The following is a 26,037-nucleotide window of genomic DNA, read 5'->3' on the forward strand; positions in this document are numbered from 1 at the left end:
ATCGCGATAGCGAGCCTCAGCCCAGCCTTTCCTTCAGGAAGGCGACGAGATAGGGCGTCGCGGCGGCTGCGACCGTCGATGCGACGGACGGATCGACGCCCATCCGGTTCGCGATCGACTCGGCGACGCGTCCGGTGAGCACGCCTTCGCCGCCTTCCATCAGCGATTTGAAAACACCGTCGCCGCGCACGATACCTGCGGCAAACGCGGCAAAAAAGCTTTTGCCCGGGCTCTGGCCGAGCAAGCCCCCGCCCTGCTCTTCGACGTGAGCATGCGCCGTCTCCGCCGCCTGGCTCAGCATCTGCTGCGCATCGTCGGCGCCAATGCCTTGCGACGCCAATGCCTGAGCCGCCTGAGCCCCATGCTCGGAGGAAAGAAACTCGGAAATGAGCTGCTGTGCGTCCATGAGACGATCTCCTGGTGGGCCGGCGGTATCGGAAAACCGCGGCGTTGAATGGATAAGCAAAGGAGGCACACGATAAGACGAAAACGAACGTCGCGGCCGACTGACGACTCCCTGCGAACAAGCCCGCTCAATATAAGCTATTTGAGCGTCTCGTTCGAGCAGGACGACATTCGCCGAAGGCGAAACGGCGCGCGTTGCGCGCGCCCATCGGGCTCAGGGCTTGGCGCCCGTGACCTGCACCGGCATGCGCTTTTCCCAGGCGGCGAGAATCTGATCTTCCATCTCGCCGTAACTGCCGCCGAAGTGGTGGCCTCCTTGCGTGCGAATGACTTCCCGCGTGCCGGCAAGCGCTGGGCATAGACTGTCTTCCTCAGTCTCGCCGTAAAAACACTGGACGAGTCCTGCCGGGAGCCGATCCACCTCCGGGCGCACCTGCAATGCCTTGTCGCTCGGCGGCAAGCCGAGCCAACCGGTTACCCGAACCTGGAAATCGGCCGTCGGCGCAAAGCCCAGCAGCGAGACGAGCGCAACTTTCTCGCGCAGCGGGGCCGGTAGCCGATTGTAGGCGAACGGCATCACGTCGGCACCGAACGAGTAGCCGATCAACGCAACGGATTTGATATGCCACCGCGCCGAATAAAAACGAATCACGCGGGCGAGGTCGCGGCTCACCTGCTCCGGCGTTCTCTCGCTCCAGAAATAACGCAAGCTGTCCCAGCCAACCGCGGAGACGCCATCCTTGGCGAACTCCTCGGCAATGCTCTTGTCCAGATCCCGCCAGCCGCCGTCACCCGACATGACGATCGCGAGCATCCCGCGCGGATGAGCCGACGGCAATTCGATCAGCGGCAAATCCGAAACGTCCTGTTCGCCGACCGTATCGGCAAGCAGATGTGGGCGGACCAGCGTGACGAATTGCTCGCTGCGCGTCGTGGTCGCGGCAAACAGATGCGGCGGCTGCGTCAAGACCGGTGCGGTCAGGCTCTTGTCGTCCTTCCGATTCCGAAAACTGGGCGAATCGGCGCCTTCCTTGACGGCCGAACGTTCGGCCTGGCGCATCGGGGCAATGCCGCCCGGGCTCGTCACGCCCGTTTCCACGAAACCGGGCAAGACGCTGCCGCGGCTGATCGTCGGATCGGGAGGGCAAAGCTTGATCCGCTTGTCCAAGGTGCCGTGCGGATCGATCGATACGGCGCCCGCCACCGTATTCGCCGGCGCCTGGGCGAGCACGTGCAGAGCAAGCGTGCCGCCCGCGCCGGTCCCCGCGACGATCGGTGCGAAATAGCGGCTCGACTTCAGTTGCCGCTCGAGCTGATGGCTGACCGCCTCCGCGTCCCCGACCAATTGCTGGCAAGGATTCGGGTCCGCCGCGAGACGGGCCGTGTAGCGCTCGGTATCGACGCCTACGGTCAGCGCCCCCTCATGCGCCAATGCCTCGGCGGCTTGCTGATCGGCCGGCTTCCAGCTCTTGCCGGCCGAGAAGAGCACGACGAAGCCGCGCAACTCGCCCGTAGGCCACGCCACCGTAACGTCGCCGTAGCGACCGCCCGAAATACGCGCAGGCTCGGCATGCGCCGCGCCGCAAATCAACATGCCCGCCGCCATGGCGAGCGAACCCAATTTTCGTACTGCCAAACGAATTGTCATGAACGGCGACCGCCCGCCAAAATTGAAAGATCGACCAAGGTCATAAGCGCGCCGATCCAGCCGGAGACCGCGAGATAGCGCGGCTCCCAGCCTGGCTGGAATTTGCCTTTGAATGCGCGCAATCCCTGGAAGTTATAGAAACGCCCGCCGAATTTCCAGACCATCGATCCGAGCCGATGAAGCGGCGAACTGAGCGGCATCGGCTGGACGCCGGAAAACGGCGCCATGCCGAGGCTGAGGAACCGATATCCCGCGCTTTTCAAATGCATCGCGAGTTCGATGAACAAATAGTCCATGACGTACGGCGAAGCTTCCGGCAGATGCCGCATCACGCCCACCGTCGCCTCGACATTCAGATCGGTCGTCATGAAGGTCGTGAATGCAACCGGCACGCCGTTTTGACGGACCAGCATCACGGATTGCGCGGCGAGGTAGGCCTCGCTGAATGCGGCCACCGAAAAACTCTTTTCACGGCCGGCCCGGCTGCCGAGCCAGCGATCGGAAATATCCCGCAGTATTTCAAAGTAAGCGGGGATATCCGGCGCATCGACGACTTCCGTCGTGCAGCCGTCGCGTTGCGCGCGGCGCAGCGAATAACGCAACGCCGCCCGCTTCGGCCCGTTCAGATCGAACGCATCGAGGCCCACGCGAGCCTCCTCGCCGAGCTTCATCAGCGTGAGGCCCGAATCCAGATAGAGCGGCAACGAATCCGCGCGGACCTGATAGAACGCCGCGCGGCCGCCGTGCGCATGCGCGAGCGCCACGAATTTGTTGATCAATTCGGCCCATTCGCACCGGGGCCCCACCGGATCGTGCAGGGCCGCCCACGTGCGACCGTGCTTGGCATACATCAGGAATGCCTGGCGCGAACCCGAAAAAAGAAAACTCTTGTCCCCCATCATCGCGAGCCCTGCATCGCTGCGCTCTTGCCCGCGGATGATCTGAACCGCATCGGTCAGGTCTTCCGAACTCGGATGGACGAAACGCCCCTTGGCGGGACGCAGCAGTTGCCACAGCGCGAAAGCCGCCGCGGACAATCCGGCCGCCAGCATGGCGCGCAGCGAGCGCGAGGCGCGCTCGTCGAACGCGAACTGCCACCAGAGATCGTTGCTGTAGGGAACGTTGCGGTACGCGAAGAACATGATCCACGCGGCGCACATGATCACGATCGCCACGGACATGACCCATCCAAGCGTGAAACGCTCCGCGAAAAGCGACGAGCGCCGGCTGAACCGGCGACGCGTACAAAGCAGCAATACGACCAGCGAAGCGAGGATGCCGGCTTCGACGAAGGCCAGCCCTTTGATGACGGAAAGGACGAGACTGACGGCCACGAGCGTCAGCGTGAGCCACCAGGCCGCATCCAGTCGGCGCAGCAACCCGCGAGCGACGAACAGCAATAGCACGCCGAGCACGGCGCTGACCAGTTGCGAACTCTCGAGCGCCCAAAGCGGGACCAGATGCCGAAGAATCGCGAGCCGGCGGCCGAAAGCCGGCGTCGCGCCGGAAACGATCAGCATCGAGCCCGCGAGAAATGTAATGAGGCACAAAAAAAGCGGCGCGAGTTGCGCCAGACCCGCGACGCGCCGTAGCGGCAGGCGCTGGCGAAGCGCACGCCCTTCGAAGCCGGCCAGCACGCCGGCCGACAGCAGAAGCGGCAGCCCGAAATAAACCACGCGGTAAGCGAGAAGAGCCGCCACCAGCGACGGTGCGCTCAAGTCCCCGCCCAGCGCGAAGACCATGACGGACTCGAATATGCCGACGCCGCCCGGCGTATGGCCCACCATGCCGAGCAGGAGCGCCGCCGAATAGACGGTCAGGAAGCTGACGAAGCTTACATCCGTTTGCGGGAGAAAGACCCAGAGCGCCGCGCCGGCGCCGACCACATCCAGTACCCCAAGCGCGATTTCCCAGATCAGATCGGCTCGCGAAGGGATGTCGAACGCCAGAGCCCGCCAGCGCGTGCGCAGTTGTCGCGTTGCAGTCCCGCAGCAAGCGACGATGACCGCCAACAGGGCCAGCACGAGCGCGCTGCCGATCGCGAGGCTGGCGCGGCCCACATGCATCATCGCCGCGAGCGGCGCCGTATCCCAGAGCGCGCCCAGCGCGCTAGACAGCAACAGTGCAAGGGCCAGCGAGACGCCAGTGAACACCGTGAGGCGGCCCACCTGGGCAGGTGTGACGCCCACCGCACCATACACGCGACAACGCACCGCGCCGCCCGTCAAGGCGCCGAAGCCCGCGGCATTGCCGAGCGCCGACCCGGTCGCTGCCCCCACCCAGAGCAATGGGCGCGGCACCTTGGCTGCGACGTGGCGCAGCCCGATGGCGTCGCGCGCGACGAGCGCGACGAAGCTCAGTGCCGTGGCGCCGAGCGCGATCAGCCACCTGTCCGGAGCAATGGCGAACAACTGCCGGCTGACGGAGTGATAGTTGATGCCTTGCGACATGTGCTGGATGGCCACCAGCAGCAGTACGCAGATACCCAGCGCGAGCGCGGGCGACACCAACCGCTTGTAATCGATGCGTCGATACGTACCGCGAAGCGCTGTCAGCGCCTTTCGGCGGTACTCCCCCTCATGTCGCTGCATATTTCCTGGACACCGGTAACACGACCAGCCGCTCCCGGCCCGCGACAGCACTGACGCCTGTCGCCGACCGTCGAGAAGAGCGATCAAGCCCCTTTACCGATCGATGTAGCAAATTGTGATCTAACAAACGCTGGAAGGATGCATCCGGTTGACTTCGATAACACCCCGAGGAAACCCGACCGCACGTTCGCCGTTACGGCAACAAGCCTTCCCTCCATATCGACACCGGGCAGGCGTTGCTTTAGGGAGCCGTTCGCGTTGTCCGGCACTCCTTCGATCGACGGTCATGGCGCCGTGACCCGCGCCGGACGGGGCGCTCATGCGTTTTGGGAAAGGAGTCGCAAGCAGGCATATCATTACGCTGACAATAACCTCGCGCACCGACCGATATGATCGTGATCAAGCTCCTTGTGGGTGTTTGTCTGATTTTTGCCATCGTCGCACTCCTTTTTTGGGGCGGCCATCTGCTGAGCCTGCTCGGCAAACGCGGCGCGCGGCCGCCGCGCGAAGCCCCCGGCAAACGGACCCGTGGCGATTGACCGCTTTCGACTAAGCCATCCTTAAGATTGGCGCCCTACGCTGATATTGCCGAGCGCGAACGATCTTGCGCGCAACTGGCAAACAGATCGGGAGGTCGCACCATGAAAGCCATCGTCAAAACCACCGCCATTGCCATCACACTCGTCGTGCCGGCCCTTTCATTCGCTCAAACATCCAATGGGCCGGTGACGCGCGATCAGGTACGGGCTCAGTTGATCGAGCTCGAGCATGCCGGCTATAACCCGGCGCATGGCAATCGGGGAACCTATCCGGCCGAGATTCAGGCTGCCGAAGCGCGCGTCGCCGCAAAGCACAACGGCATGAACGACGCATCGGCGACCGACGTCGGCGGAACGGCGACGGGCACTGCGGAAACCGGACATACCATGCCCGCGATGACACCGGATATGAATAAACGGTCGATGTTCGGATATCACTGAGCGTGCGCGCCGCCGCAGCGGCCCTCAATCGCAACTGAAGCGGAAACTGTCGTTGAGGGCCTGCGGTAACACCAGCGTGCGGAGGCGCTCGGTTTTCGCGGTCTGGCAAAGCTGATCGCGCGCGCCGCCCGTGTTTTGCACGTACTTCGACGCGTATTCGGCATTGAAAACGGCTTTACCCGAGGCCAGGAATGCGCCATAGGCACTGCACTCGTTAAAAGCGTGGCATTGCTCGTTGACTGCAAAGTCGAAACTCGCACCCAACGCGCCTAATTGCTCGATGTCGTTCTTCAGCGCAACAGCCAAGTGCCGCGCATGCGCGGCGTTTGCGATGAAGAGGTTGAAGTCGGCTTGCGTCGAGCTGTCGAGCGGTAATCCGGGGTTGTTCGTGTAACCGTCCACGTTATCGGGCTCGACGCCATCACACCCTTTGCTGACGGCCAGATCGAGCCGTGCCGACATGATGTTGCGCACGTTCGTCGATCGCGTATCGACCCAGCGTTCACCGGACCACCCTTGCACGCTGTTGCCAAGATCGGACGGCAGGAATCGCGAGTAGTCGGGCCGCCAGTTTTCCGCGGTGCCTGCCGAAAAATAGCAAACCACCCTGCGACCCTGCGCCTTCAAACTGTCGATGACCGATTGCGGTGCGTCGAAAAGATCGATGTCGTAGACGCCGACTTGATAACTGGTATCGATTGCGCCGGTCAGCTGCCACTGCCACGTGTCGGTCTGTACCGGCATCCAGTGCGTCGCGGCCGATGCCGTCGCAGCCGAAGCGCCTCCCGACGAAGTGCTCGCCGCGGAAGACGCCACGACGGAACCCGCGGCGGCCGACGACGCGTCGGCGACCGATGACGATCCGCCTCCGCCGCAGGCTGCGAGCCCCGTCGCGGCAACGGCCCCGATGCAAAGCCCCGCAAGGCGCATGACTTCCCCTGAGTTATTGTCGACATTCAACTGTCACGCGCCCCAAAGCGCGCAGACGATCGGAACTCAAGTCCGAAGCAGGCCCGATGATACCTCAGACAGTTGTCATGTCGTTACTGCCGCGATGCCTTCAGGCTCCCGGGGGTAGCAACGAAACGCCGCTAGCGAAGCCAGCAGCGCGGGGACGGCGGCAAGCATGAACAATGAGGATTGCGAAATGTTCATGGCGAGCAACAAGCCGCCCGATAGCGATCCGACGATCGATCCCAGACGTCCGACACCCAACGCCCAGCTGATGCCCGTCACACGGCTTTCGGTCGGATAGTATTGAGCCGCGTAAGCATTCGCGCCGATCTGCGAACCGCTGATGCAAAAACCGACTCCCGTTACCGCGAGCATCAACGGCATGCCCTGCGCGTGGCCCAGCGCCGCAATCAGCAGCGCGCCTGCGCCATAAGCCGCACCGAGTACGACGGGTGGCTTGATCCGATCCATCGTCTTGCCGATCGCCACCGCACCGATGGTTCCACCGATCTGATAGAGCATCATCAAACGAGAAGCGTCGGCCAAGCTCATGCCGGCGTTATGTGCGATCGTGGGAAGCCAGTTCGTCATCAGATAGACGATCAACAAGCTCATGAAGAAGATGCACCACAGCAGCAGCGTCCCTGCGCGAAACCCATTGGCAAATAATTGGCGCACCGGCGATCCTTCCGCCTTCGCCTCGGCCAGGACGAATCTCGTCTTTTCGGTGAATTCATGCTTGGCGATGCGCGCAAGCAAACTCGCGACGCGCTCGGACTTTTCGCCTGCGGCCACGAGATAACGAACCGACTCCGGTAACGACACGATCAGAACGGGCACGAGCGCAAGCGGAAGGACGCCTCCGGCAATGAGCACAGCGCGCCACCCATACTCGGGCACGAGATGCGCCGACAGCACGCCGCCCAAGCCGGAACCCAGTGTGAAACCGCAGAACATCACTGTGGTCAGGAAGGATTTCCGGCTTTGCGGACAATACTCGGACGTCAACGCAATGGCATTCGGCATCGCTCCGCCAAGCCCCAGACCGGTGACGAAGCGCAGCGCGATCAGCGATTCGATCGTCGGAGCGCGGGCGCATCCGAGGCTTGCGAGACCGAAGAAGGCGACGCACGCAATCAACGTTCTTTTACGCCCGATTTTGTCGGCGACCGGTCCGAATACGAACGCCCCTATCATCAAGCCTGCAAGGCCGGCACCGAACAGCATGCCGAGCACCGAAGGCCCAATGTGCCACGCCTGTCTCAATGCCGGCGCGATGAAGCCGACACATGCGGTATCGAGGCCATCCACGGCGACGACGCAGAACGACAAAATAAGAACCCACCATTGGAATGGCGAAAAACGTTGCGCGTCCATCCACGCGCGCACGTCCACACTCGCAGTGTGCGATTGCATAGCTATGTCTCCTCCAGATGTTGCCTAGTGTTTTATGAGTCTGAGTCTGGACAGGCGCGATGTCGCTGCGCGCCGATCGAATCGTTTTACGAGGCGCTCATACTTCGACGTAAACGTCGTCGCCCCGCAGCTCGACGGGATAGGTCGCGATATCCTCGGTGAGCGGCTCGCACATCGCGCGTCCGGTGCGAACATCGAACTTGCCTTGATGAAGCGGGCATTCGATCTCATGTCCGTCGAGAAATCCGTCGCACAAGCGGGCATTGCCGTGGGTGCAAAGATTGTCCGTAGCGTAGACCGCGCTGCCAATACGATAGAGCGCGAGCTCCCGTTTCTCGAGCGTGACCACCGATACGTCGTCGGCTGGAAGCTCTGCGATGGAAATGACTTTCGTCCATTGTGCCGCCATGGTTCGCCTCAAATGGGATAAATGATTGAATTCGGAATCATTTCGCTGTCGAAGACGCAAAGCTTCGATTCGAACTTCAGTCCATCGGCCGTGCGGCGAATGACATCGAGGTATCTGCCCGCGTTGAACGGCGTCGTCATGCCATCGGGCTTCGTACGAAACACCACGTAATTCGCTTCGGTCTCGATTCGTTGCGGATCCGCGCGAACGATGCGCGGAATGCTCACGATATGGCGTTGGTAATACGGATCGTGAAAGATCGTTTCGGAAATCCCGTAGACGCGATCCTTCAGCATGCCCCGGCTTTCGAACGAAAGCGTCGCAAGCGGCAGATTGCGTTCGTGGTTCTCGCGCGGTTGAAGCTTGTAGCTACAGTCTTCGGTGAAGAACCCGGGCCATTTGTCCCAGTTGCCGCTATCGAGTACCGCCGCATAGTCGGCATAAAGCGCGAGGACCGCTTGAAAAGTTTCGAAGTCCAGCATTTCAAACCTCCATCACGCGGCGCCAGTAGTCATACATCCCGCGAATCAGCGTCTCGGTCACCATGTGCTCGGCCTCTTCGACGCCGCGCCCGCCGAGCTCCGCGAGCGTCCGATGGTTTCGCTTCTTCGAAAATGCCTCCTGCGAAAATTCGATGACCTCGCCGTCGTCGGCGGAAACGAAGCCGGCGGGACCGAACAGATTCGCCTGCCGCAAACGGCGCTGCGTCATCTCGGGGGGATCGTCTTCGAATCCGAAGTGGGTCCAGACGAAGTCGAACGCATCGGGCCCGACTGGCTGGATATGCCGCGTCGAGACCGAGTTGACCTGCTGCTGGATGATGACGCTCGGGAAAATCGTCATCAGGACGGCGGTGGGCCCACCCCACCACGGTTCATGGACGACATCGAGAACACGGTCGTCGTTGAGCGCCATCTGCTCCTTGAAGCTCGTGACACCGCTCGTGACTTCTCCTTTGCCGCCGGCGCCGCGCGTCGAAATCATCGCGGCGTGCCGGAAGTGCTCGTCCATCCGCAGTTCGGACTTGTTGTCGGCCCGCCAAAGGCCGAATGTGACGAACCAGGTATGCAGCAGGCCGGGGTGATACGGGTCCTTGATGTTTTCCTGCATCAATTTCCAGTTTCCGGGGATACGCTGACGGTTGTAGCCGAGCACAGTCAGCTTGCGGCCATCGAAGAGCCGATCGAAATATCGCGAAATGGTCGGACCGAGATAGTCCTCGAGCGGCTGCACGTCGTGATCGAACGATGCGAAGATCACGCCGTTGCGGCAGGCGACCTTCAGCTTCGTGAGCCCGTGCTCCTTCGGATCGAAATCGGCCGGCATACCGCCGTTGATCTTCCCGTCCTGTTTGACGCCCCGGCGAAACGGTACGCCCACCAGGTTGCCCTTGAGGTCGTAGTTCCACTGGTGATACGGGCACGTCAGGTCCTTGCGGTTGCCGAACTTTTCGCGGCAGAACTGCGCGCCCCGGTGCGCGCAGACGTTTTCGACGACATGCACCTCGCCGTCCGCCGAACGCGTCGCGATAACCGAGCGCTCGCCGACGGCAGTCCGTTTGAAATCGCCCGCGTTCGGGATTTCCGCCTCGAGGCCGATGTAGCACCAATGGCCCGAATAAAAGAACCGGTCGAGTTCCCGCCGATAAATGTCGGCATCGGTGTAAGCCCAAAAGGGAATGCGACTCGATCCTTCCGAACCCCAGGCTGGGTGGGATCGCTTCATGCTGTCCGCCATCGTCGTCTCCTGTCTCTTTACGCGGATACCCATATTTCCTCGTTGCCGTCCGGCGCCACTGCGTCGGCACGTTTCATCGATCAAACGCCGCTGGGGTAAAAGGCATCGGCGTAGATGTGTTCGCGCGCGATGCCTTTGCGCGCGAGCACGAGCGTGGCTGCGTCGACCATCAGTGGCGAGCCGGCGACGTAGGCGCGCCAGCCGCTCATCTCTTTCCAGTCTTCATCGATCGCATGCGTGACGACGCCGGCTCGCCCGCTCTTTGCCACGGGTTCGGACGAGGAGGCGACGACGATATGGCTGCGCAGCGGCGGATATTCGGCTTTCAATGCGTCGAGCCACTCCGTGCCATAGACATCGGCCGACGAGCGCACGCCAAAGTACAAATGAATGGGGTTCGTCATTCCGGCGGCGATCGCGCCGCGGACGATCGAGAGCACCGGGGCGAGCCCGGTTCCGCCCGCGATGCAGATCATCGACCCCTCGTGCTTGCGACGCAGATACGCGGTGCCCATTGGGCCGCTGACGCGGACCGTATCGCCGAGTTTCAGCGTCGATGCGACATAGGACGTCACGCGGCCGTCGGGCACCACGCGGATATGAAACTCGAGTTCGTTCGCCGAATCGGTACAGGCCATCGAATAGGGCCGACTCAGATCCGGCGCGAACTGCAGTGTCGCGTATTGCCCCGGCGAGAATTGAAGCGGCTTCGCCAGCGCCAGCCGCAGACGCACGATATCGTGCGTGACGCGTTCCAGGCCCACGACCGTCGATTTGACGATACGCGCGGGATGCACGACGATCTCGTCCGGTTCGGGGATTTCGATGGCACAGCTTTCGACGAGCGTCGCCTGACAGGCGAGCACGGAGTCCCCGGCGCCCATCGGCGCGCGCGCTTGCTCGGGGCCCGCCTCGATCACTTTTCCGCCGACCACCTTGCATCGACAGGTGCCGCACCGGCCCGCCATGCAGCTGTACGAAACGGGGATGCCATGCTCGCGCAGCGTGTCCAACAGGTTGGCTCCGGGCTCGGCGGCGATGGTGCGCTGCAGCGGCAAAACGGCGACTTCCATGGCAGTGCTCGTCTCCAGATATCGTTCGGTATGGCGAGATAGTGCGCGCGCCGTTAGTATTGATAAATAGAAACGGGTGAATATCCTGTATCAATTTCAGTGATAACGCATGGGGATGGCATGGAGCTGCGGGACATCGATCTGAACCTGCTCGTCGTATTCAACGAGCTATTGCGGCTGCGGCGCGTGTCCGCCGTCGCCGAGAGTCTCGACGTGTCGCAGCCGGCGGTCAGCAATGCGTTGAATCGGCTCAGGCGCCTTTTGGGCGACGAGCTTTTCCTGCGCACCGCCAAAGGAATGGCGCCGACACCGTTCGCGGAACGGTTGGCGGAGCCGGTGGGCTATGCGCTCGGCGCGATCCATACGTCGCTCAACGAAAAGGTGACGTTCGATCCGGGAACGAGCCGCCGCGATTTCTCGATTGCCATGACGGACATCGGGGAGATCTATTTCCTGCCCGAACTGATGAAGCGGCTGGCGCTGACGGCGCCGGGCGTGACGATCTCCACTACGCCGACGAGCCGCCCCGATCTACACGAGCTGATGGAAAGCGGGCAGATCGATCTGGCGATCGGATTCGTCCCGGGCCTGAAGACCGGGTTCTTTCAAAGACGACTGTTTCGTCAGCGTTATGTCTGCCTGTATCGCAAACGGCACCCGCTGGCGGAAGACGGTATGACGCTGAAAGCGTTCCGTGCGGCGCATCACGTCGCTGTCGTCGCGCAAGGTACCGGGCACGGGATGGTGGACGAGGTCATTCAGCGCGCGGGCATCGTGCGGGACGTCCGCTTGCGCGTTCCGCACTTCGTCGCGGTAGGGCACATCCTGCAAAACACCGATCTCATCGCGGTGGTGCCGCAGGCCTACGCGGACAGGACGCTCGCGCCGTTCGGTCTCGAATCGGCACCGTGCCCCGTGAAAATTCCCGATATCGTGATCAACGTACTCTGGCACGCAAAAAACCATCGCGAACCCGCCAATCAATGGCTGAGGCAGATCGTGTCCGACGTGTTTTCGTTTTGAGTGCCGACGCCTGCGCGCAAGCCGGCAAAGCGCCGATGCTTCGCCTATGATGGGACGATGTTTCGTCCATGCGATACGCGGAGGCCAGCATGACCGATCGATTCGACGCCGTCATCATCGGCACAGGTCAATCCGGGCCCGCGCTGGCGGCGCGGCTTTCGTCGGCCGGTATGCGCGTTGCGATCGCCGAGCGCAATCTTTTCGGCGGCACGTGCGTGAACACTGGCTGCATCCCGACCAAGGCATTGGTTGCCAGCGCCTACGCCGCGCATCTGGCCCGTTGCGCCGCGGATTTCGGTGTCGATATCGGCGGAACGATCGATGTCGATATGCGTCGCGTCAAGGCCCGCAAAGACCAGATATCCGGCAAATCGAGGACCAATGTCGAGAAATGGTTGAAAGGGCTCGAGGGTTGCACCGTCCTCGAAGGGCACGCCCGCTTCGAATCGGCCAATAGCGTGCGCGTCGGCGACCGCGTGCTCAGTGCCGAGCGCATTTTCGTCAACGTGGGCACTCGTCCCTTCATTCCCCCTATGCCGGGGCTCGACCAAGTCGACTTTCTGACCAATTCCACGATGATGGACGTCGACTTTCTGCCCGAACACCTGATCATTATCGGCGGCAGCTATATCGGCCTCGAATTCGCTCAAATGTATCGGCGCTTCGGCAGTAACGTCACGGTCGTTGAAAAAGGCCCGCGCCTGATCGGCCGCGAAGACGAGGACGTCTCTTCAGCGGTGCGCGATATTTTGGCGAAAGAAAGCATTGGGATCGAACTGCATGCCGAGTGTATGGCAGTGGAAAAGCGCGGCGCGCACATTGCAGTCAAGCTCGACTGCCAAGGCGGCAAGCGCGAGATCGTCGGCTCGCATTTGCTCGTCGCGGTCGGACGCAAACCGAATACCGACGACCTCGGGCTCGATCGGGCCGGTATCGCCGTCGACGAACGCGGCTACATCACCGTCGACGACCGGCTTCAGACGGCTGTTCCGCACGTCTGGGCGCTCGGCGACTGCAATGGCCGCGGGGCTTTTACGCATACGTCGTACAACGACTACGAGATCGTCGCCGACAATCTGCTCAATGGCGACAACCGTAGCGTGCGCGACCGGATTACGGCCTATGGCCTGTTCATCGACCCACCTCTCGGCCGCGCCGGCATGACGCTCGAGGAAATCCGCCGCGCGGGCCGCAAGGCGCTCATCGGCATGCGGCCGATGGAGCGCGTGGGGCGTGCCGTCGAAAAGGGAGAAACCCAGGGTTTCATGAAAATCGTCGTCGATGCCGATACGAAAGAAATCCTCGGGGCGGCGATTCTGGGCGTCGGTGGCGACGAGGCCATTCATTGCGTGCTCGATACGATGTATGCCAAAGCGCCCTACACCGTCATGCAGCGTGCGATGCATATTCATCCGACGGTATCGGAGCTGCTGCCGACGGTGCTTGGCGAGTTGAAGCCTTTGACCGATATCGATGCTGAAAGGAGGTAGCGGCGATGAGCGTGGCGCTCAATCACACTATCGTCTACGCGCAGGACAGGGATGCGTCGGCGGCGTTTTTGACGGAGATTCTAGGGCTCCCCGCGCCGACTGCGTTCGGCCCGTTTCTCGCCGTGCGGCTCAGCAACGGCGTGACGATGGACTTTCTGACATCCGGCAAACGGCCCGCCTCGCAGCACTATGCGTTCCTTGTCAGCGAGACCGAATTCGACGAAATCATGGGACGCATACGGGCCCGCAAGCTGCGGTACTGGGCCGATCCCGCCCAGCGGCGCGAGGGCGAGATCAACACGAACGACGGCGGCCGCGGCGCGTATTTCGAAGATCCGAACGGCCACTTCCTCGAGATCATTACGCGACCCTACGGCGGAGCTTGAGCAAGCGCCGTATGCCGTTCGTCGCTCGACGCAGCGCCTCGTGCCGCGCTGCCTCGTTCAATAGATCTCAGGCACGATCATGTCAGCCGGGACGGGATTTCGAATGTAGTCCTCGTTGTAGACACGCTCCGGCAGCGTAACGGCCGGGTGCTCGACCTCCTGGTACGGCACCTGGCTCAGTAGATGATGGATGCAGTTCAGGCGTGCGCGTTTCTTGTCGACGGCTTGGACCACCCACCAGCGCGCCTCCGGAATATGCGAGCGCTGCAGCATCACTTCCTTCGCCTGCGTATAGGCTTCCCAACGGCGCCGGCTCTCGAGGTCCATCGGGCTCAGCTTCCATTGTTTGAGCGGGTCTTTGATGCGCGCCTGAAAGCGGATTTCCTGCTCTTCGTCGGTAATCGAGAACCAGTATTTTAGGATCTGGATACCGCTTCTCACGAGCATCTTTTCGAATTCCGGCACGGAGCGATAAAACTCTTCGCACTCGTCATCGTCGCAAAATCCCATGACGCGCTCGACACCCGCGCGGTTGTACCAGCTCCGATCGAACAGCACCATTTCGCCGCCGGCCGGAAGATGGGCCACGTAACGCTGAAAATACCATTGCGTGCGCTCGCGGTCGCTCGGCGCAGGCAAGGCAGCCACACGGCACACGCGCGGATTGAGCCGCTGCGTAATGCGTTTGATCGCGCCGCCCTTGCCGGCCGCATCGCGTCCTTCGAAGATGACGACCAGGCGATGGCCCGTTGCCACGATCCAGTCCTGCAGCTTGACCAGTTCTCCCTGCAACCGGAACAGCTCGCGAAAATAGTGCTTGCGCGCCTCGCGTGCTTCGGGCGAAAGCACGCCCGCACCGTCAAGAAGCCGGTCGTCCACTTCCATTTCGACTTCTTCGTCGTAGGCGTCGATGAGGTCCTCGTGGAGACGGCGCTGCCGCTCGTCGAGCGCGAACGTGTCGGATCTCCGATCCTCTTCCTTCATGGCGATTCTCCCAATGCAATGCGCGGCGGCGAATATGGACGGTCCAACCCGCCCCGATTTTCGGGGCGGATCATGACGACCATATTACCGGGGGCGCTTCGCTCCGGTTCCGGGCCATGCGCACGCGCGTCACGCCACCAACTGCCCCCTGTCGTGCTTGGCCGTCCGATTGTTCACCGCGGAACGCCAAGGCTCCCCGCCTTCCAACGCGGGCGTCGATTCGAAGAGCTCGGCGATCCACTCCGCAAATACGCGCACTTTCGCGGACAAATGCCGGTTATGCGGATAAACGATCGAAATGGGCTTTGGCTTCGGATTGCAATCGGGCAAGACTTCTTTCAACGAGCCGTCGATCAGATGCGGCAACACCATGAAAAGCGTCGGCTGAATCAGGCCGAATCCTTCCAGGCCGCAGGTGACATAGGCATCCGAATCGTTGACCGTGACAACGCCATTCATCTTCACTTCCACCGGCTTGCCGTCGATCAGAAACACCCACGGCACGGCGCGTCCGTCATGGCTCGCGCGGTAGTTGACGGCACGATGCGAAACGAGATCGGCGATGCTTTGCGGCGCGCCATAGCGCTCGAGATAACCCGACGATGCGCATGTGACCCGCCGCAACATCCCGATGCGACGCGCCACCATCGAAGAATCCTCGAGCGGGCCGATTCGAATCATGCAATCGACGCCCTCTTCGACCGGATCGACGGCACGGTCCGACAACCCGAGATCGAGCGTGATGTCCGGATAGCGCTGGTGAAAGAGCGGCAACGCCGGAATCACGAGCCGCCGCCCGAGCGCGCCCGGCATATGGACGCGCAGCATGCCGCCCGGTTTGCGATTGCCCACCTGAAAGCTCGCGTCGGTCTCCGCGATCTCCGCAAGAATCTTGATGCAGTGCTCGTAGTAAGCCGCGCCGTCCGAGGTGAGCGCCAGCCGCCGTGTCGTGCGATTCATCAAACGCACGCCCAGCACCGCCTCGAGATTCTGAATGACGGTCGTGACGGTCGCGCGCGGTATGCGCAGCGTTTCCGCCGCCCGCGTGAAGCTGTTCGCCTCCACCACGCGGGTAAAGACTTCCATCGCCTGTAGCCGGTCCATGCTCGCCCTCCGAATAGCCAACAGTCGAGAATAGGTCACCGAGCGGGCGCGACACAAGTCTCCGGCTCCGTAACGCCTCGCGCAAGGCCGCGCCGTTCCTCCGGAGAAACGCACATCAATTTGATCGATTCGATCAAAATAAGGGTTTACACAGAGTTGAAACGACCGATCCGGTCGTCTAACATGCTTGCATCGATCACCGGCGATGGCCGCCTCAGCGCTCGCTAGCGCGTCGTTCCTCCCATGCCCGGCCTCAAATTGACCGAACCGATCAAAACAATGCACCCGCGATCGGGCGCACCATCGAGCAGGAGATATATCAGTGGCATTCAAAGGAATCGTGCCCGCGCTGATCACACCGATGACGCCGGACGAAGAAATCGACGAGCAAGGACTCCGGACGCTCGTCGACAAGCTCATCGAGGCGGGCGTACACGGTCTTTTCGTGCTGGGTACCAATGGCGAGTTCATTTCGCTCTCGGAACCGGAGAAGCTTCGGATCGCGCGCATTGCCGTGGATCAGGCACGTTCGCGCGTGCCCGTCATTGCCGGCACCGGCGCCTACGCCACGCGCGATGTCATCGCGCTCAATCGCAAGATGGAAGACGTCGGCGTGGACGCCGTGTCGGTCATTACGCCCTATTTCAACGGTGCCACGCAGGCGGAGCTGTTCACGCATTACGAACGCATCGCGCGCGCCACTGCGCTGCCCGTCATGCTCTATACGATTCCGGCCAAAGCGGGCGTTACGTTGAATGTGGATACCGTTCGGCGTCTGGCCGACATTCCCAACATTCGCGGCATCAAGGACAGCGGCGGAGATTTCGATCGGCTCTTGCAATTGATCGCGTTGCGCCGCGACGACTTTGCCGTGTTCACGGGCACCGACTCGATGATCCTGTGGACATTGATCGCAGGCGGCGATGGCGCGGTTGCCGCCACCACGAACGCCGTGCCCGGCGTTGTCATGTCGATTTGGAACAACTTTCAACGTGGCGACATCGCGGCTGCGCGGCGGGCGCAGGAATCGCTGCGCGCATTGCGCGAAGCGTTCGCGCTGGGGACGTTGCCCGTCGTGTTGAAGACCGCCGCGCAGATGCTCGGGATGCCTGCAGGACCGGCGCGCTCGCCCGCGCAACCGCTCGATGCAGCGGCCCGCGAGCGGCTCGCGAAAGCGATCGAGCACTATCCGCGCATGGATTGACAGACAGTCTTCACGCCCTCATCCGATCCGAAAATCCTTGGCCCCCCTATGAACCCGGCTTACCACTTCCAAACAGTCAGGCACATCGTGCACGGAGCCGGCAGCCTCGAGCAGTTGCCCGAGAAGCTCGCCCTGCTCGAGCGTCCTATCCGCCGCGTCGCCTTCATCACGCAGCCGGCCATGGAACGCAACGGTGTCGCTGCGCGCGTCGTCGCGGCGCTCGAATCGAAGGATATCCAGGTCCTGACGGTACGCGATGTCGAGCCCGAGCCGACTATCGAAAACGTCGAGACCGTCTTCGGCGAGCAGATCGCGCCGTTCGCGCCCGACGCGGTCTTGTCGATCGGCGGCGGCAGCGTGCTCGATGCGGCGAAGCTCTTCGCGGCGCGCATGACGAATCGCGAGCCGTTGCGCGACTGGCTTGGCGTCGATCGCATCGGCTCGCCCGGCATCCCGCTGATTCTCGTGCCGACGACCGCCGGCACCGGCTCCGAAGTCACGCCCAATGCCATCGTCACGCTACCGGACGAGGCGCTCAAGGTGGGCATCGTGAGCCGTCATCTGCTGCCGCAAGTGGTGATCCTCGATGCGACGCTCACGCTCGGTCTGCCGCAGCCGATTACCGCGGCAACCGGGATGGACGCATTCATTCACGCGCTCGAATCCTATATCTCGACGAAGGCCAATCCGATCAGCGATATGTATGCGATGGAATCGATGCGCCTGATCGGTGCGAACATCGTCGACGCTTATCGGAACGGCAGCTCGCTTGCAGCGCGCGAGGCGATGCTGCTCGGATCGATGTACGGCGGTCTCGCCCTCACGGCCGCGGGGACCGCAGCCGTGCATGCGCTCGCCTACCCGCTCGGCGGGATGTTCAATATCACGCACGGTGTCGCGAATTCGATGCTGTTGCCGCACGTCATGCGATTCAATCGCGATGCGATCGTCGGGCGCCTTGCCAACGTGGCGCGCGCGCTTGGACTGTCCGTTCATGGCGATGACGACGCGGCGGCAGCCGACAGCCTGCTCGCATCGATCGGCACCTGGACCGAGGTCATGGCCATCCCGCAGGATTTGCGCGCGTTCGGTGTATCGGAAGCCGATTTGCAGCCGCTGGCCGAAGCCGCACTCAAAGTGAAGCGGCTGCTCGGCAACAACCCCAAACCCCTCGATCTCGAAGACATCAAGGGGATTTACAAGCGGCTGCTGCCATGAGTTCGTCCGCGCAACGGCAGGCGCCGAAACTCCTCGTCGTCGGCGACGATCTGTCCGGCACGGCCGACAGCGCCGTTGCCTGCGTCCGCTGCGCGATGCGTGCGCGCGTCGTGCTCGACGCCCATGGCGCAACGAATTCAGCGCCATCGGCGTCTCCGCTTGCCGCGAACGAACACGTCGATGTGTTGGCGGTCGATACCGATTCGCGTCGATTGGTCGCATCGGAAGCAATGGCCGTCACCACCGAGACATGGCAGGTATTCGGCGCCGGCCGGCGTCTTTTCAAAAAGATCGACTCGACGCTGCGCGGCAATATTGCCGCCGAGATCTGTGCGCTGACCGATCGTGCAGGCATGGCCATCGTCGCACCTGCGTTCCCGCACGCGGGACGCACCACGCGTAACGCACGACAAATGGTGTTCGGTGTGCCGGTCGAAGAGTCTGAGCTCTGGCGCAACGAAGGCATCGTCGGCAAGGGCGATTTGCAAGCGATGCTGTCCGTTGCGGGCCTGCGCGTGGCGACCGTCGGCCTGTCCGGCATTCGCAACGGGCCGACCGAGCTCGCTGCGACGCTGGCTTCGCATCGAACGAGCGGCGTGCAGGCCGTCGTCTGCGATGCGGAGACGGATGACGATCTGCGTTGTATCGCACAAGCTTCGATAGCGCTCGATCAAGTGTTCTGGGTCGGTTCCGCGGGGTTGGCCGCGCCGCTCTTCGAAGCGCTTTGCGAAGCGAGTGCGAGCACGGCACCTTCCGCACCGTCCGTACCTCCCGCACCTTCCATCGAAACCCTGCCGGGCTCGGCTGCGCTCCGATCGGGACTGCATCGATCGCCGCGCGGGGTACTCGTCGTCGTGGGCAGCATGTCCAGTGTGTCCCATCGTCAAGTCGCCATGCTGCAGGCCAATGCAGCCGGCTCGATCGAACGCATCGACATCGACGCTACGGCACTGACCGAGCCGGCCCATCCCGACGCCCTCGCACTGGCCGATCGTGTCGGGCAGGCATTGGCGGCAGGACGCCATGTCGTCGTCTCGCTCGGGCAGGATCAGCGGCTCGATGCTGCCGACGGTGCGCGCTTCGTCAATCATCTGGCTGCCCATCTCGTGCCCGCGGCAGTTCACGCGGCAGCGCTCCTCGTCACCGGCGGCGAGACCGCGCGCGCCCTGCTTTCGGCAATGGGCGTGCGCTCGCTCGCCGTCGCCGAGGAACTCGAGTCGGGCGTCGCGCTGCTTGTGGCGGACGAGGGCGAATGCCGCGGTCTGCCCGTCGTCACGAAGGCCGGCGGCTTCGGCGAGCCCGACACACTTTACCGAGCCTGGCGCCGGCTCGTCGCCTTTCGAGAGGAGGGTGCCTTGGCATCGCCATCATTCACCGAAGAGGAAACCATGACATATCGTCCGGTAATCGGCATCACGATGGGCGATGCTGCCGGCGTGGGACCCGAGATCATCATGAAGAGCCTCGCGCATCGTTCCGTGTACGACGGCTGCCGGCCGCTCGTCATCGGCGATGCCAAGCGCCTCGTCGATGCGGGACAACGCGTCGGCGTCGAATTGCGCGTTCGCGCCATCGCCGAACCGAGCGAAGCGCGCTTCGCTTTCGGCGAGGTCGATTGCATCGATCTCGGCCTGATCCCACCCGATCTGCCCTACGGCAAGCTCTCGGCCATCGCGGGCGATGCGGCCTACCGCTATATCGCGCGCACGGTAGCGCTGACCTCGTCGGGTGCGCTCGACGCCATCTGTACGGCACCGTTGAACAAGGAAGCCCTGCATGCCGGCGGCCATCTTTTCCCGGGCCACACCGAAATGCTCGCGCATCTGACCGGCATTCCCGAAGTGTCGATGATGCTCGTCGCGCCACGCCTGCGCGTCATTCACGTCACGACGCATATCGGGCTTCTCGACGCCATCGCGCGCATCGAGCCGGGCCTCGTTCAGCGCACCATCGAGCGGGCTCACGACACGCTGGTACGTGCGGGGATCGACGAGCCGCGCATCGGCGTGTGCGGAATCAATCCGCACGCGGGCGAGAATGGCCTGTTCGGCTACGGCGAAGAAGAGGAAAAGATCATGCCTGCGATCGAGGTGCTGCGCGAACGCGGATGGAATGTGGAAGGTCCGCTGCCGGCCGATACGCTTTTCTTCCGGGCGGGACGAGGCGATTTCGATGTCGTCGTCGCGATGTACCACGATCAGGGCCATGGCCCCGTCAAGGTGATGGGGCTCGAGGCGGGCGTCAACGTGACGGTCGGGCTGCCCGTCATTCGCACCTCCGTCGATCATGGCACCGCCTTCGACATCGCGGGTAAGGGTATCGCGGACGAACGCAGCATGCTGGAAGCGCTGAAACAGGCACAAGACCTGGCAACGCGACGCGCCGTTCAGGCGGCTTGAACGCAACGCAAAGGTTGGGCGCAGCTCGCCGCGTCCAACCTGGCGCCGAATAAAGTCAACCGGCAGGAGACATTCATGAACCGATTCACCGTGTGGGATACGGCCGTCATCGTCGCGATGGTTGCCGTTTATATCGTCGTGACGACCTGGATCAGCCTGCGGCTGCGCAGCAAGACAAACGAGCAATTCATGGTGGCCGGTCGCTCGATGCCGACGATCGTCGTCGCCATTCTTCTGATGTCCGAGTTCATCGGCGCGAAATCGACGGTCGGTACCTCGCAAGCGGCGTTCAGCGTGGGCCTCGCGGCGTCGTGGTCCGTCATCGCAGCGTCCATCGGCTTCCTGCTTTTTGGACTGTTCATGGCGAAGCGGCTTTATCGCTCGGGCGAGTTCACCATTTCGGGTTTCATCGCGCAGAAATACGGCAACGCGGCCAAGCTCGTCGTCTCCGCGATCATGATCTATGCGCTGTTCATCGTGAACGTGGGCAATTACGTCAGCGGCGCGGCCGCCATTGCAACGGTGATGCGTGTGAATCTGCCAACCGCCGCGCTGATCACTGCGGTCGTCAGTACGCTTTACTACGCCTATGGCGGATTGAAGAGCGTCGCCTATGTGACGATTCTGCATAGCGCGGTCAAGCTGCTCGGCATCGCCGTTCTCGTCTGGGTCGCATGGTCGATGACGGGCGGGATCAGCGCGATGAGTCATTCGATGCCGGCCCATTACTTCAGTTGGAACGGCACGCTGAGCGGCAGCAAAATCGGCGCGTGGGTCATCGGTACCGCGGGCGCGATCTTCTCGACGCAATTCATCATTCAGGCGATCTCCGGCGCACGCTCCGCGGACGAAGCCCGGAATTCGACCTTGATTGCAGCGGCGCTTTGCGTGCCGATCGCGCTTGCGTTGGGATTCATCGGCGTCTCGGCGAAGTTCCTGTTCCCGAACATGAAGAGCCTTTACGCGCTGCCGATTTTTCTGCAGCATATGCACCCGCTGCTTGCCGGCCTCGTGACGATTTCGCTCGTGGCATCGATCTTCGTCAGCGTCAGTACCGTCGCGCTCGCGATCGCATCGCTGATCGTCAAGGATTTCTACGTGCCGCGTTATCGGCCCACGCCTGAGCGCGAGTTGCAGATGACACGGAATATCTCGTTCGTCGTCGGTTTCGTGCCGCTCATCTTCGTGCTGTTCGTCCCGCAAATTCTGGCGCTCTCGTTCTTCACGCGCGCGCTCAGGCTGTCAGTCACCGTTGTTGCCCTGATCGGCATCTATCTGCCGTTCTTCAGCAGCAGCCGCGGTGCCATCGTCGGGATGGTGCTGGCCACCCTCGCGACGACGGTCTGGTATCTGCTCGGCAATCCGTTCGGTCTCGACAACATGTACATCGCGCTGGTCGTACCCGCGCTCGTCATGGTGGCGGAACGGCTCATCCCATCGTCGTCGCAACGGCAAACCGCACTGCGCTGACGCGCGGGTCGTTACACCGTTACACCGTTACACCGATACCCCGATACCGCTTCACCGCTTACAGGACCTGCGATGACGAATCAATCGACGTTGCCCATCGAGGCGTCGTCCATGCCGGGCCGGCTGCATCCCGCACCGGGCGACACAGGGCGCCTCGATGCCTATCTTCCCGCTGCGACCGTGCAAAGCCACGCGGCCAATCTACTCGCGCTGACGAATGGCGATTTGCTATGCGTCTGGTTCGGTGGCACGCAGGAAGGCGTACCCGATATCTCGATCTATTTGTCGAGGCTCGTTGCGGGAAGTTCGACATGGACCCATCCGGTCAAACTGTCTGACGACCCGACACGCTCCGAGCAAAACCCCGTCCTGTTCGCCGCGCCCGACGGCAAGCTCTGGTTGCTCTACACGGCGCAGTTGTCGGGCCATCAGAATACGTCGATCGTTCGGCGCCGCATCTCCGACGACAACGGCCACACGTGGGGACCCATCGATACGCTCTTCGACCGACCCGGCACGTTCGTGCGCCAGCCGATCGTCGTCGCGAGCGATGGCGCATGGCTGTGCCCTGTCTTCATGTGCCGCGTGGCGCCGGGCGAACGGTGGTCCGGCAACGACGATATCAGTGTCGTGATGCGCTCCGTGGACAACGGCCGCAGTTGGTCCGAGCACGAAGTGCCCGGCAGTGTCGGGTGCGTGCATATGAATATCCAGCCGCTGAACGACGGCACGATGATTGCGCTTTTTCGCAGCCGCTGGGCCGATCATATCTACCTGAGCCGTTCGTCGAACGGTACCGACTGGAGCGAACCGCGCGCGCTCGCCTTGCCGAACAACAATTCTTCGATCCAGTTCACAGCGCTTGCGAACGGTCATCTCGCGCTCGTGTTCAACAACAGTAGTGCAGCGAACAGCACGGCCCGGCGCGCATCGCTTTACGACGATATCGACGACGCGGAAGACAGCGGAACGCTGCGGACGCAGTCGGCGTCCACTCGCGGAACGGCATTCTGGGGCGCGCCGCGCGCACCGATGACGCTCGCCATTTCAATCGATGGCGGGCGCTCATGGCCTGCGATGCGCAACCTGGAAACGGGCGACGGTTATTGCATGACCAACAATTCGTCGGATCGGCTCAATCGCGAGTTCTCGTATCCGTCGATCGTTCAGTCGCGAGACGGGCGACTGCACATGGCCTTCACCTACTTCCGCCAGCGCATCAAATATGTCTGCGTGACCGAGGAGTGGGTCGCGGCAAAGACGGAGCAGGTATGATGCCGACGTCGCATCCTGTCTCGGCTCTGAGCACCCCATGAAAGTTGCGCGTCGTCGCGAAGCCATGTTGCAAGCCGTATTGAACGGCATGACCGAAGTCTCGGCTCTGTGCGAGCACTTTGGCATTTCCGAAGTCACCGTACGGCGCGATTTGCGCGCGCTGGCCGATAACCGGCTCATCCTGCGCACCTACGGCGGCGCAGCGTCCGTCAGCACCCACGCACCGGAAGAATCGCTCGACGAGCGCCGCCATAGCTTTCCAGCGGAAAAAGAAGCGATCGGCCGGGCCGCCGCCGCGCATGTCGCTGAAGGCGACACCATCTTTCTCGACAGCGGCACGACGACGGCGGCACTGGCCCGCGCACTCGCGAACCGCAAGGACATCCATGTCGTGACCAACAATCTGCTCGTCGTGCAGACATTGGCAACGACTGGCGTGCCGCTGACACTGGTGGGTGGCGAGGTCCGCGAGCCCAGCATGAGTACGCTTGGGCCGCTTGCCCAACTGACGCTGAGCCGTATCAGTGTCGACAAAGCGTTCATGGGTGCCGACGGGGTGGTACCCGGCCGCGGGCTGTGCGAGGCCACCGCGGACCAGGCGTGGCTCAAGGAATGTCTCATGCGGCAAGCGGCAAACATCTACGTGCTGGCCACGTCCGACAAACTGAATCGCGACAGTCAGCAGCATTGGGCACCGATCGAAGGACCGTGGACGCTGATAACCGATGCCGATGCCTCGCATGCGGGGACACGAGCATTTGCGGGCATGATCGGACTCAGGATCGAATCGGTTCGGGTGGCTGGCTCGGCCGCGGCGTAGCGGCACGACGCAATCGCGGCCCGTCTCGACGCGGTCAAAAATTCATCGCCACAGACGCACGCCCGAGGGAATAGAACGACGGGCCTGCCGGTATTTCAGACGTGCCTGGATCAGAGCGGCACGAATTCCCGACACGCGATGCACCGCACGGTGCAGTGTCGGTCCGTCATGAATACCGGTTGGAGAATGCCATGAAGATACTGATTGCAATTCCCGTTGCTGTTTTGGCGCTATGCGCCGCCGAGGCTTGGGCGGGCGACGATGCGGGTGCGAACGCGTCGGTCTCGGACAACACCGCGGCAATGACCACCGAATCCGTCGGCGGTACGACGGGTGGCATGAGCGGCAGCGGCGCGCTCGTTGGTAAAACTCGCGAGCAGGTGTACCAAGAATTACTGCGTGCCCAGCAAGACGGCACCATCGATCGCATGAATGCCTTCTATGGCGGAGGCAATTGAAGCAGTCCGTTCAGTCGGACGAGGCGGTTGATCCGATCAAACCAAACTTGCGCCGGTCGGCGATGCGCGCGCGCTACCGGCAGCGAAAGTCCCCTTGACGATCACGGCCGCATGCGCGGCACTCGCTCAGCGATATCGCGCGCGCGAGGCCGCGCGCGCGGGCACACTCCTTGCGCCTCTTCGCACGCCCAAGGGAACAGACGCGAGACGATCGTCCCCATGCCGCCGAACGGACGCTTCGCACCCTGCTCCTTGTGTGTTTTGCACCACACATATGACATATCGTTCGTATCGCCCAGCCATCGGGTTGCCACCGATACGCGGCCGGATTAAATTGTCCCGTCGATTTTGAACATGAGGCTCAACTATCGGGGTCGGAGTAAGCGATGTACAAGACGACGCAAGAAGAATCCCGCAGTCTCGGCGCGGCGCCCGATTGGGCCGCGCCGAATGCGCACGCCCCCGTGGGATTCGATGAACAGATGAGCGCGCCGCGCGCAGGATTCGTGCGGCCTGCCCTATTGGCGGTTTCGGCCGCCTCGCTTGCGCTGGGCGTGGCGGGAACCGTGGCGTACGGCGTCTGGTTCAATCACGATCAGCGCATTTACGCGAATGCGATGGAAAGCGCGCGACGCGCGTTGCGGCTCAACGATCGACCGCCCCCGATCCAGGCGACCGCTGGCATCGTGCTGCCTCAGCCGACCCTCACGCCGCAGTTGACCGAGCGTGCCGCGCCAGCGCAAGCTGCTGCGCCGGCACCCGCTCAGCCTGCGGTCGCAGCGGCGCAGCCCGAGCCGCCCCACCCCGCTCCGGCCTCGGCCAAACGCGCGACGGTATCCACGCGCGCCGAGGCGCCGGCCCACGCCAAGACGAGCCGCAATCCCTTTAGGAAGATCGCTGCGTTTTTCCGTCCGTCCAACTATCGCCACCATGGCACACGACGTCAGCCAGACGCCTTCGGTCGCCCATAGCGCGCCGCCACCATGGCGCCCT

The 26,037-nt window shown here is 62.7% G+C and carries 24 protein-coding genes; 13 read left to right on the forward strand and 11 right to left on the reverse strand.

Going from position 1 to position 26,037, the window contains the following annotated elements; genetic code table 11:
* Positions 1 to 16: 16 nt before the first annotated feature.
* The 3 genes from VGL01_RS01800 to mprF all read right to left on the reverse strand — a co-directional run bounded on the left by VGL01_RS01800 (position 17) and on the right by mprF (position 4,644).
* Positions 17 to 406: a hypothetical protein gene (locus VGL01_RS01800; protein ID WP_331566464.1), complete on the reverse strand. Its 390-nt coding sequence runs from the start codon at positions 404 to 406 to the stop codon at positions 17 to 19.
* A gap of 213 nt (positions 407 to 619) precedes the next feature.
* Positions 620 to 2,041 carry a virulence factor family protein gene (locus VGL01_RS01805; RefSeq protein WP_414720147.1) on the reverse strand — a complete coding sequence of 474 codons (1,422 nt, stop codon included), beginning with the start codon at positions 2,039 to 2,041 and terminating at the stop codon, positions 620 to 622.
* Positions 2,042 to 2,049: 8 nt separating this feature from the next.
* On the reverse strand, positions 2,050 to 4,644 hold the full coding sequence (gene mprF, locus VGL01_RS01810) for a bifunctional lysylphosphatidylglycerol flippase/synthetase MprF (RefSeq protein WP_331566468.1): 2,595 nt from the start codon (positions 4,642 to 4,644) through the stop codon (positions 2,050 to 2,052).
* A gap of 389 nt (positions 4,645 to 5,033) precedes the next feature.
* Between mprF and VGL01_RS01815 the strand changes: the two genes are divergently transcribed.
* On the forward strand, positions 5,034 to 5,183 hold the full coding sequence (locus VGL01_RS01815; RefSeq protein WP_331566470.1) for a hypothetical protein: 150 nt from the start codon (positions 5,034 to 5,036) through the stop codon (positions 5,181 to 5,183).
* Between the two features lie 102 nt (positions 5,184 to 5,285).
* Entirely contained in the window at positions 5,286 to 5,624 is a 339-nt protein-coding gene (locus VGL01_RS01820; RefSeq protein ID WP_331566472.1) for a DUF4148 domain-containing protein, read from the forward strand.
* 24 nt (positions 5,625 to 5,648) lie between these two features.
* Here VGL01_RS01820 and VGL01_RS01825 read toward each other — a convergent pair whose 3' ends face one another.
* The 6 genes from VGL01_RS01825 to VGL01_RS01850 all read right to left on the reverse strand — a co-directional run bounded on the left by VGL01_RS01825 (position 5,649) and on the right by VGL01_RS01850 (position 11,213).
* A complete protein-coding gene (locus VGL01_RS01825) occupies positions 5,649 to 6,554 on the reverse strand; it encodes an endo alpha-1,4 polygalactosaminidase (RefSeq protein ID WP_414720152.1) in 906 nt (301 codons plus the stop codon).
* Between the two features lie 105 nt (positions 6,555 to 6,659).
* Positions 6,660 to 7,994 (reverse strand): aromatic acid/H+ symport family MFS transporter, encoded by a 1,335-nt coding sequence (locus VGL01_RS01830; protein WP_331566476.1) that lies wholly within the window; start codon positions 7,992 to 7,994, stop codon positions 6,660 to 6,662.
* A 97-nt stretch (positions 7,995 to 8,091) separates the two neighbouring features.
* Positions 8,092 to 8,403 carry a non-heme iron oxygenase ferredoxin subunit gene (locus VGL01_RS01835; protein WP_173256721.1) on the reverse strand — a complete coding sequence of 104 codons (312 nt, stop codon included), beginning with the start codon at positions 8,401 to 8,403 and terminating at the stop codon, positions 8,092 to 8,094.
* Positions 8,404 to 8,411: 8 nt separating this feature from the next.
* A complete protein-coding gene (locus tag VGL01_RS01840; RefSeq protein WP_331566478.1) occupies positions 8,412 to 8,885 on the reverse strand; it encodes an aromatic-ring-hydroxylating dioxygenase subunit beta in 474 nt (157 codons plus the stop codon).
* Between the two features lies 1 nt (position 8,886).
* The gene (locus VGL01_RS01845; protein ID WP_331566480.1) at positions 8,887 to 10,128 is read right to left on the reverse strand and encodes an aromatic ring-hydroxylating dioxygenase subunit alpha; all 1,242 of its coding nucleotides are present in this window, start codon (positions 10,126 to 10,128) and stop codon (positions 8,887 to 8,889) included.
* A gap of 92 nt (positions 10,129 to 10,220) precedes the next feature.
* Positions 10,221 to 11,213, reverse strand: a complete 993-nt coding sequence (locus VGL01_RS01850) for a 2Fe-2S iron-sulfur cluster-binding protein (RefSeq protein WP_331566482.1) — start codon at positions 11,211 to 11,213, stop codon at positions 10,221 to 10,223.
* A gap of 120 nt (positions 11,214 to 11,333) precedes the next feature.
* On the opposite strand from VGL01_RS01850, the gene VGL01_RS01855 reads away from it, so the two are divergent.
* The 3 genes from VGL01_RS01855 (at position 11,334) to VGL01_RS01865 (ending at position 14,112) form a co-directional block, all read left to right on the forward strand.
* Positions 11,334 to 12,236 carry a LysR family transcriptional regulator gene (locus VGL01_RS01855; RefSeq protein ID WP_331566484.1) on the forward strand — a complete coding sequence of 301 codons (903 nt, stop codon included), beginning with the start codon at positions 11,334 to 11,336 and terminating at the stop codon, positions 12,234 to 12,236.
* A gap of 89 nt (positions 12,237 to 12,325) precedes the next feature.
* Positions 12,326 to 13,726 (forward strand): FAD-containing oxidoreductase, encoded by a 1,401-nt coding sequence (locus VGL01_RS01860; RefSeq protein WP_331566486.1) that lies wholly within the window; start codon positions 12,326 to 12,328, stop codon positions 13,724 to 13,726.
* A 5-nt stretch (positions 13,727 to 13,731) separates the two neighbouring features.
* A complete protein-coding gene (locus VGL01_RS01865; protein WP_331566488.1) occupies positions 13,732 to 14,112 on the forward strand; it encodes a VOC family protein in 381 nt (126 codons plus the stop codon).
* Between the two features lie 57 nt (positions 14,113 to 14,169).
* Here the strand turns inward: VGL01_RS01865 and ppk2 are convergent, their stop codons facing one another.
* Positions 14,170 to 15,096 (reverse strand): polyphosphate kinase 2, encoded by a 927-nt coding sequence (ppk2, locus tag VGL01_RS01870; protein WP_331566490.1) that lies wholly within the window; start codon positions 15,094 to 15,096, stop codon positions 14,170 to 14,172.
* A 129-nt stretch (positions 15,097 to 15,225) separates the two neighbouring features.
* Positions 15,226 to 16,200: a LysR family transcriptional regulator gene (locus tag VGL01_RS01875; RefSeq protein WP_331566492.1), complete on the reverse strand. Its 975-nt coding sequence runs from the start codon at positions 16,198 to 16,200 to the stop codon at positions 15,226 to 15,228.
* A gap of 316 nt (positions 16,201 to 16,516) precedes the next feature.
* Here VGL01_RS01875 and dapA point away from each other — a divergent pair, with 316 nt between their 5' ends.
* The 8 genes from dapA to VGL01_RS01915 all read left to right on the forward strand — a co-directional run bounded on the left by dapA (position 16,517) and on the right by VGL01_RS01915 (position 26,015).
* Entirely contained in the window at positions 16,517 to 17,404 is an 888-nt protein-coding gene (dapA, locus tag VGL01_RS01880) for a 4-hydroxy-tetrahydrodipicolinate synthase (RefSeq protein WP_331566591.1), read from the forward strand.
* A gap of 48 nt (positions 17,405 to 17,452) precedes the next feature.
* Entirely contained in the window at positions 17,453 to 18,622 is a 1,170-nt protein-coding gene (locus tag VGL01_RS01885; RefSeq protein WP_331566494.1) for an iron-containing alcohol dehydrogenase, read from the forward strand.
* Positions 18,619 to 21,021: a 4-hydroxythreonine-4-phosphate dehydrogenase PdxA gene (gene pdxA / locus VGL01_RS01890; protein ID WP_331566496.1), complete on the forward strand. Its 2,403-nt coding sequence runs from the start codon at positions 18,619 to 18,621 to the stop codon at positions 21,019 to 21,021. Before VGL01_RS01885 ends, pdxA begins: the two co-directional genes overlap by 4 nt.
* A gap of 75 nt (positions 21,022 to 21,096) precedes the next feature.
* Positions 21,097 to 22,491, forward strand: a complete 1,395-nt coding sequence (locus VGL01_RS01895; RefSeq protein ID WP_331566498.1) for a sodium:solute symporter family protein — start codon at positions 21,097 to 21,099, stop codon at positions 22,489 to 22,491.
* A gap of 72 nt (positions 22,492 to 22,563) precedes the next feature.
* Positions 22,564 to 23,766 carry a sialidase family protein gene (locus VGL01_RS01900; protein ID WP_414720148.1) on the forward strand — a complete coding sequence of 401 codons (1,203 nt, stop codon included), beginning with the start codon at positions 22,564 to 22,566 and terminating at the stop codon, positions 23,764 to 23,766.
* Positions 23,767 to 23,803: 37 nt separating this feature from the next.
* Positions 23,804 to 24,586: a DeoR/GlpR family DNA-binding transcription regulator gene (locus VGL01_RS01905; protein WP_331566499.1), complete on the forward strand. Its 783-nt coding sequence runs from the start codon at positions 23,804 to 23,806 to the stop codon at positions 24,584 to 24,586.
* 191 nt (positions 24,587 to 24,777) lie between these two features.
* The gene (locus VGL01_RS01910) at positions 24,778 to 25,044 is read left to right on the forward strand and encodes a hypothetical protein (RefSeq protein ID WP_331566501.1); all 267 of its coding nucleotides are present in this window, start codon (positions 24,778 to 24,780) and stop codon (positions 25,042 to 25,044) included.
* Between the two features lie 386 nt (positions 25,045 to 25,430).
* Positions 25,431 to 26,015, forward strand: a complete 585-nt coding sequence (locus tag VGL01_RS01915) for a hypothetical protein (RefSeq protein WP_331566503.1) — start codon at positions 25,431 to 25,433, stop codon at positions 26,013 to 26,015.
* The last annotated feature ends 22 nt before the right edge of the window (positions 26,016 to 26,037 follow it).

Source organism: Trinickia sp. (genome assembly GCF_036503415.1).
Classification (GTDB): Bacteria; Pseudomonadota; Gammaproteobacteria; order Burkholderiales; family Burkholderiaceae; genus Trinickia.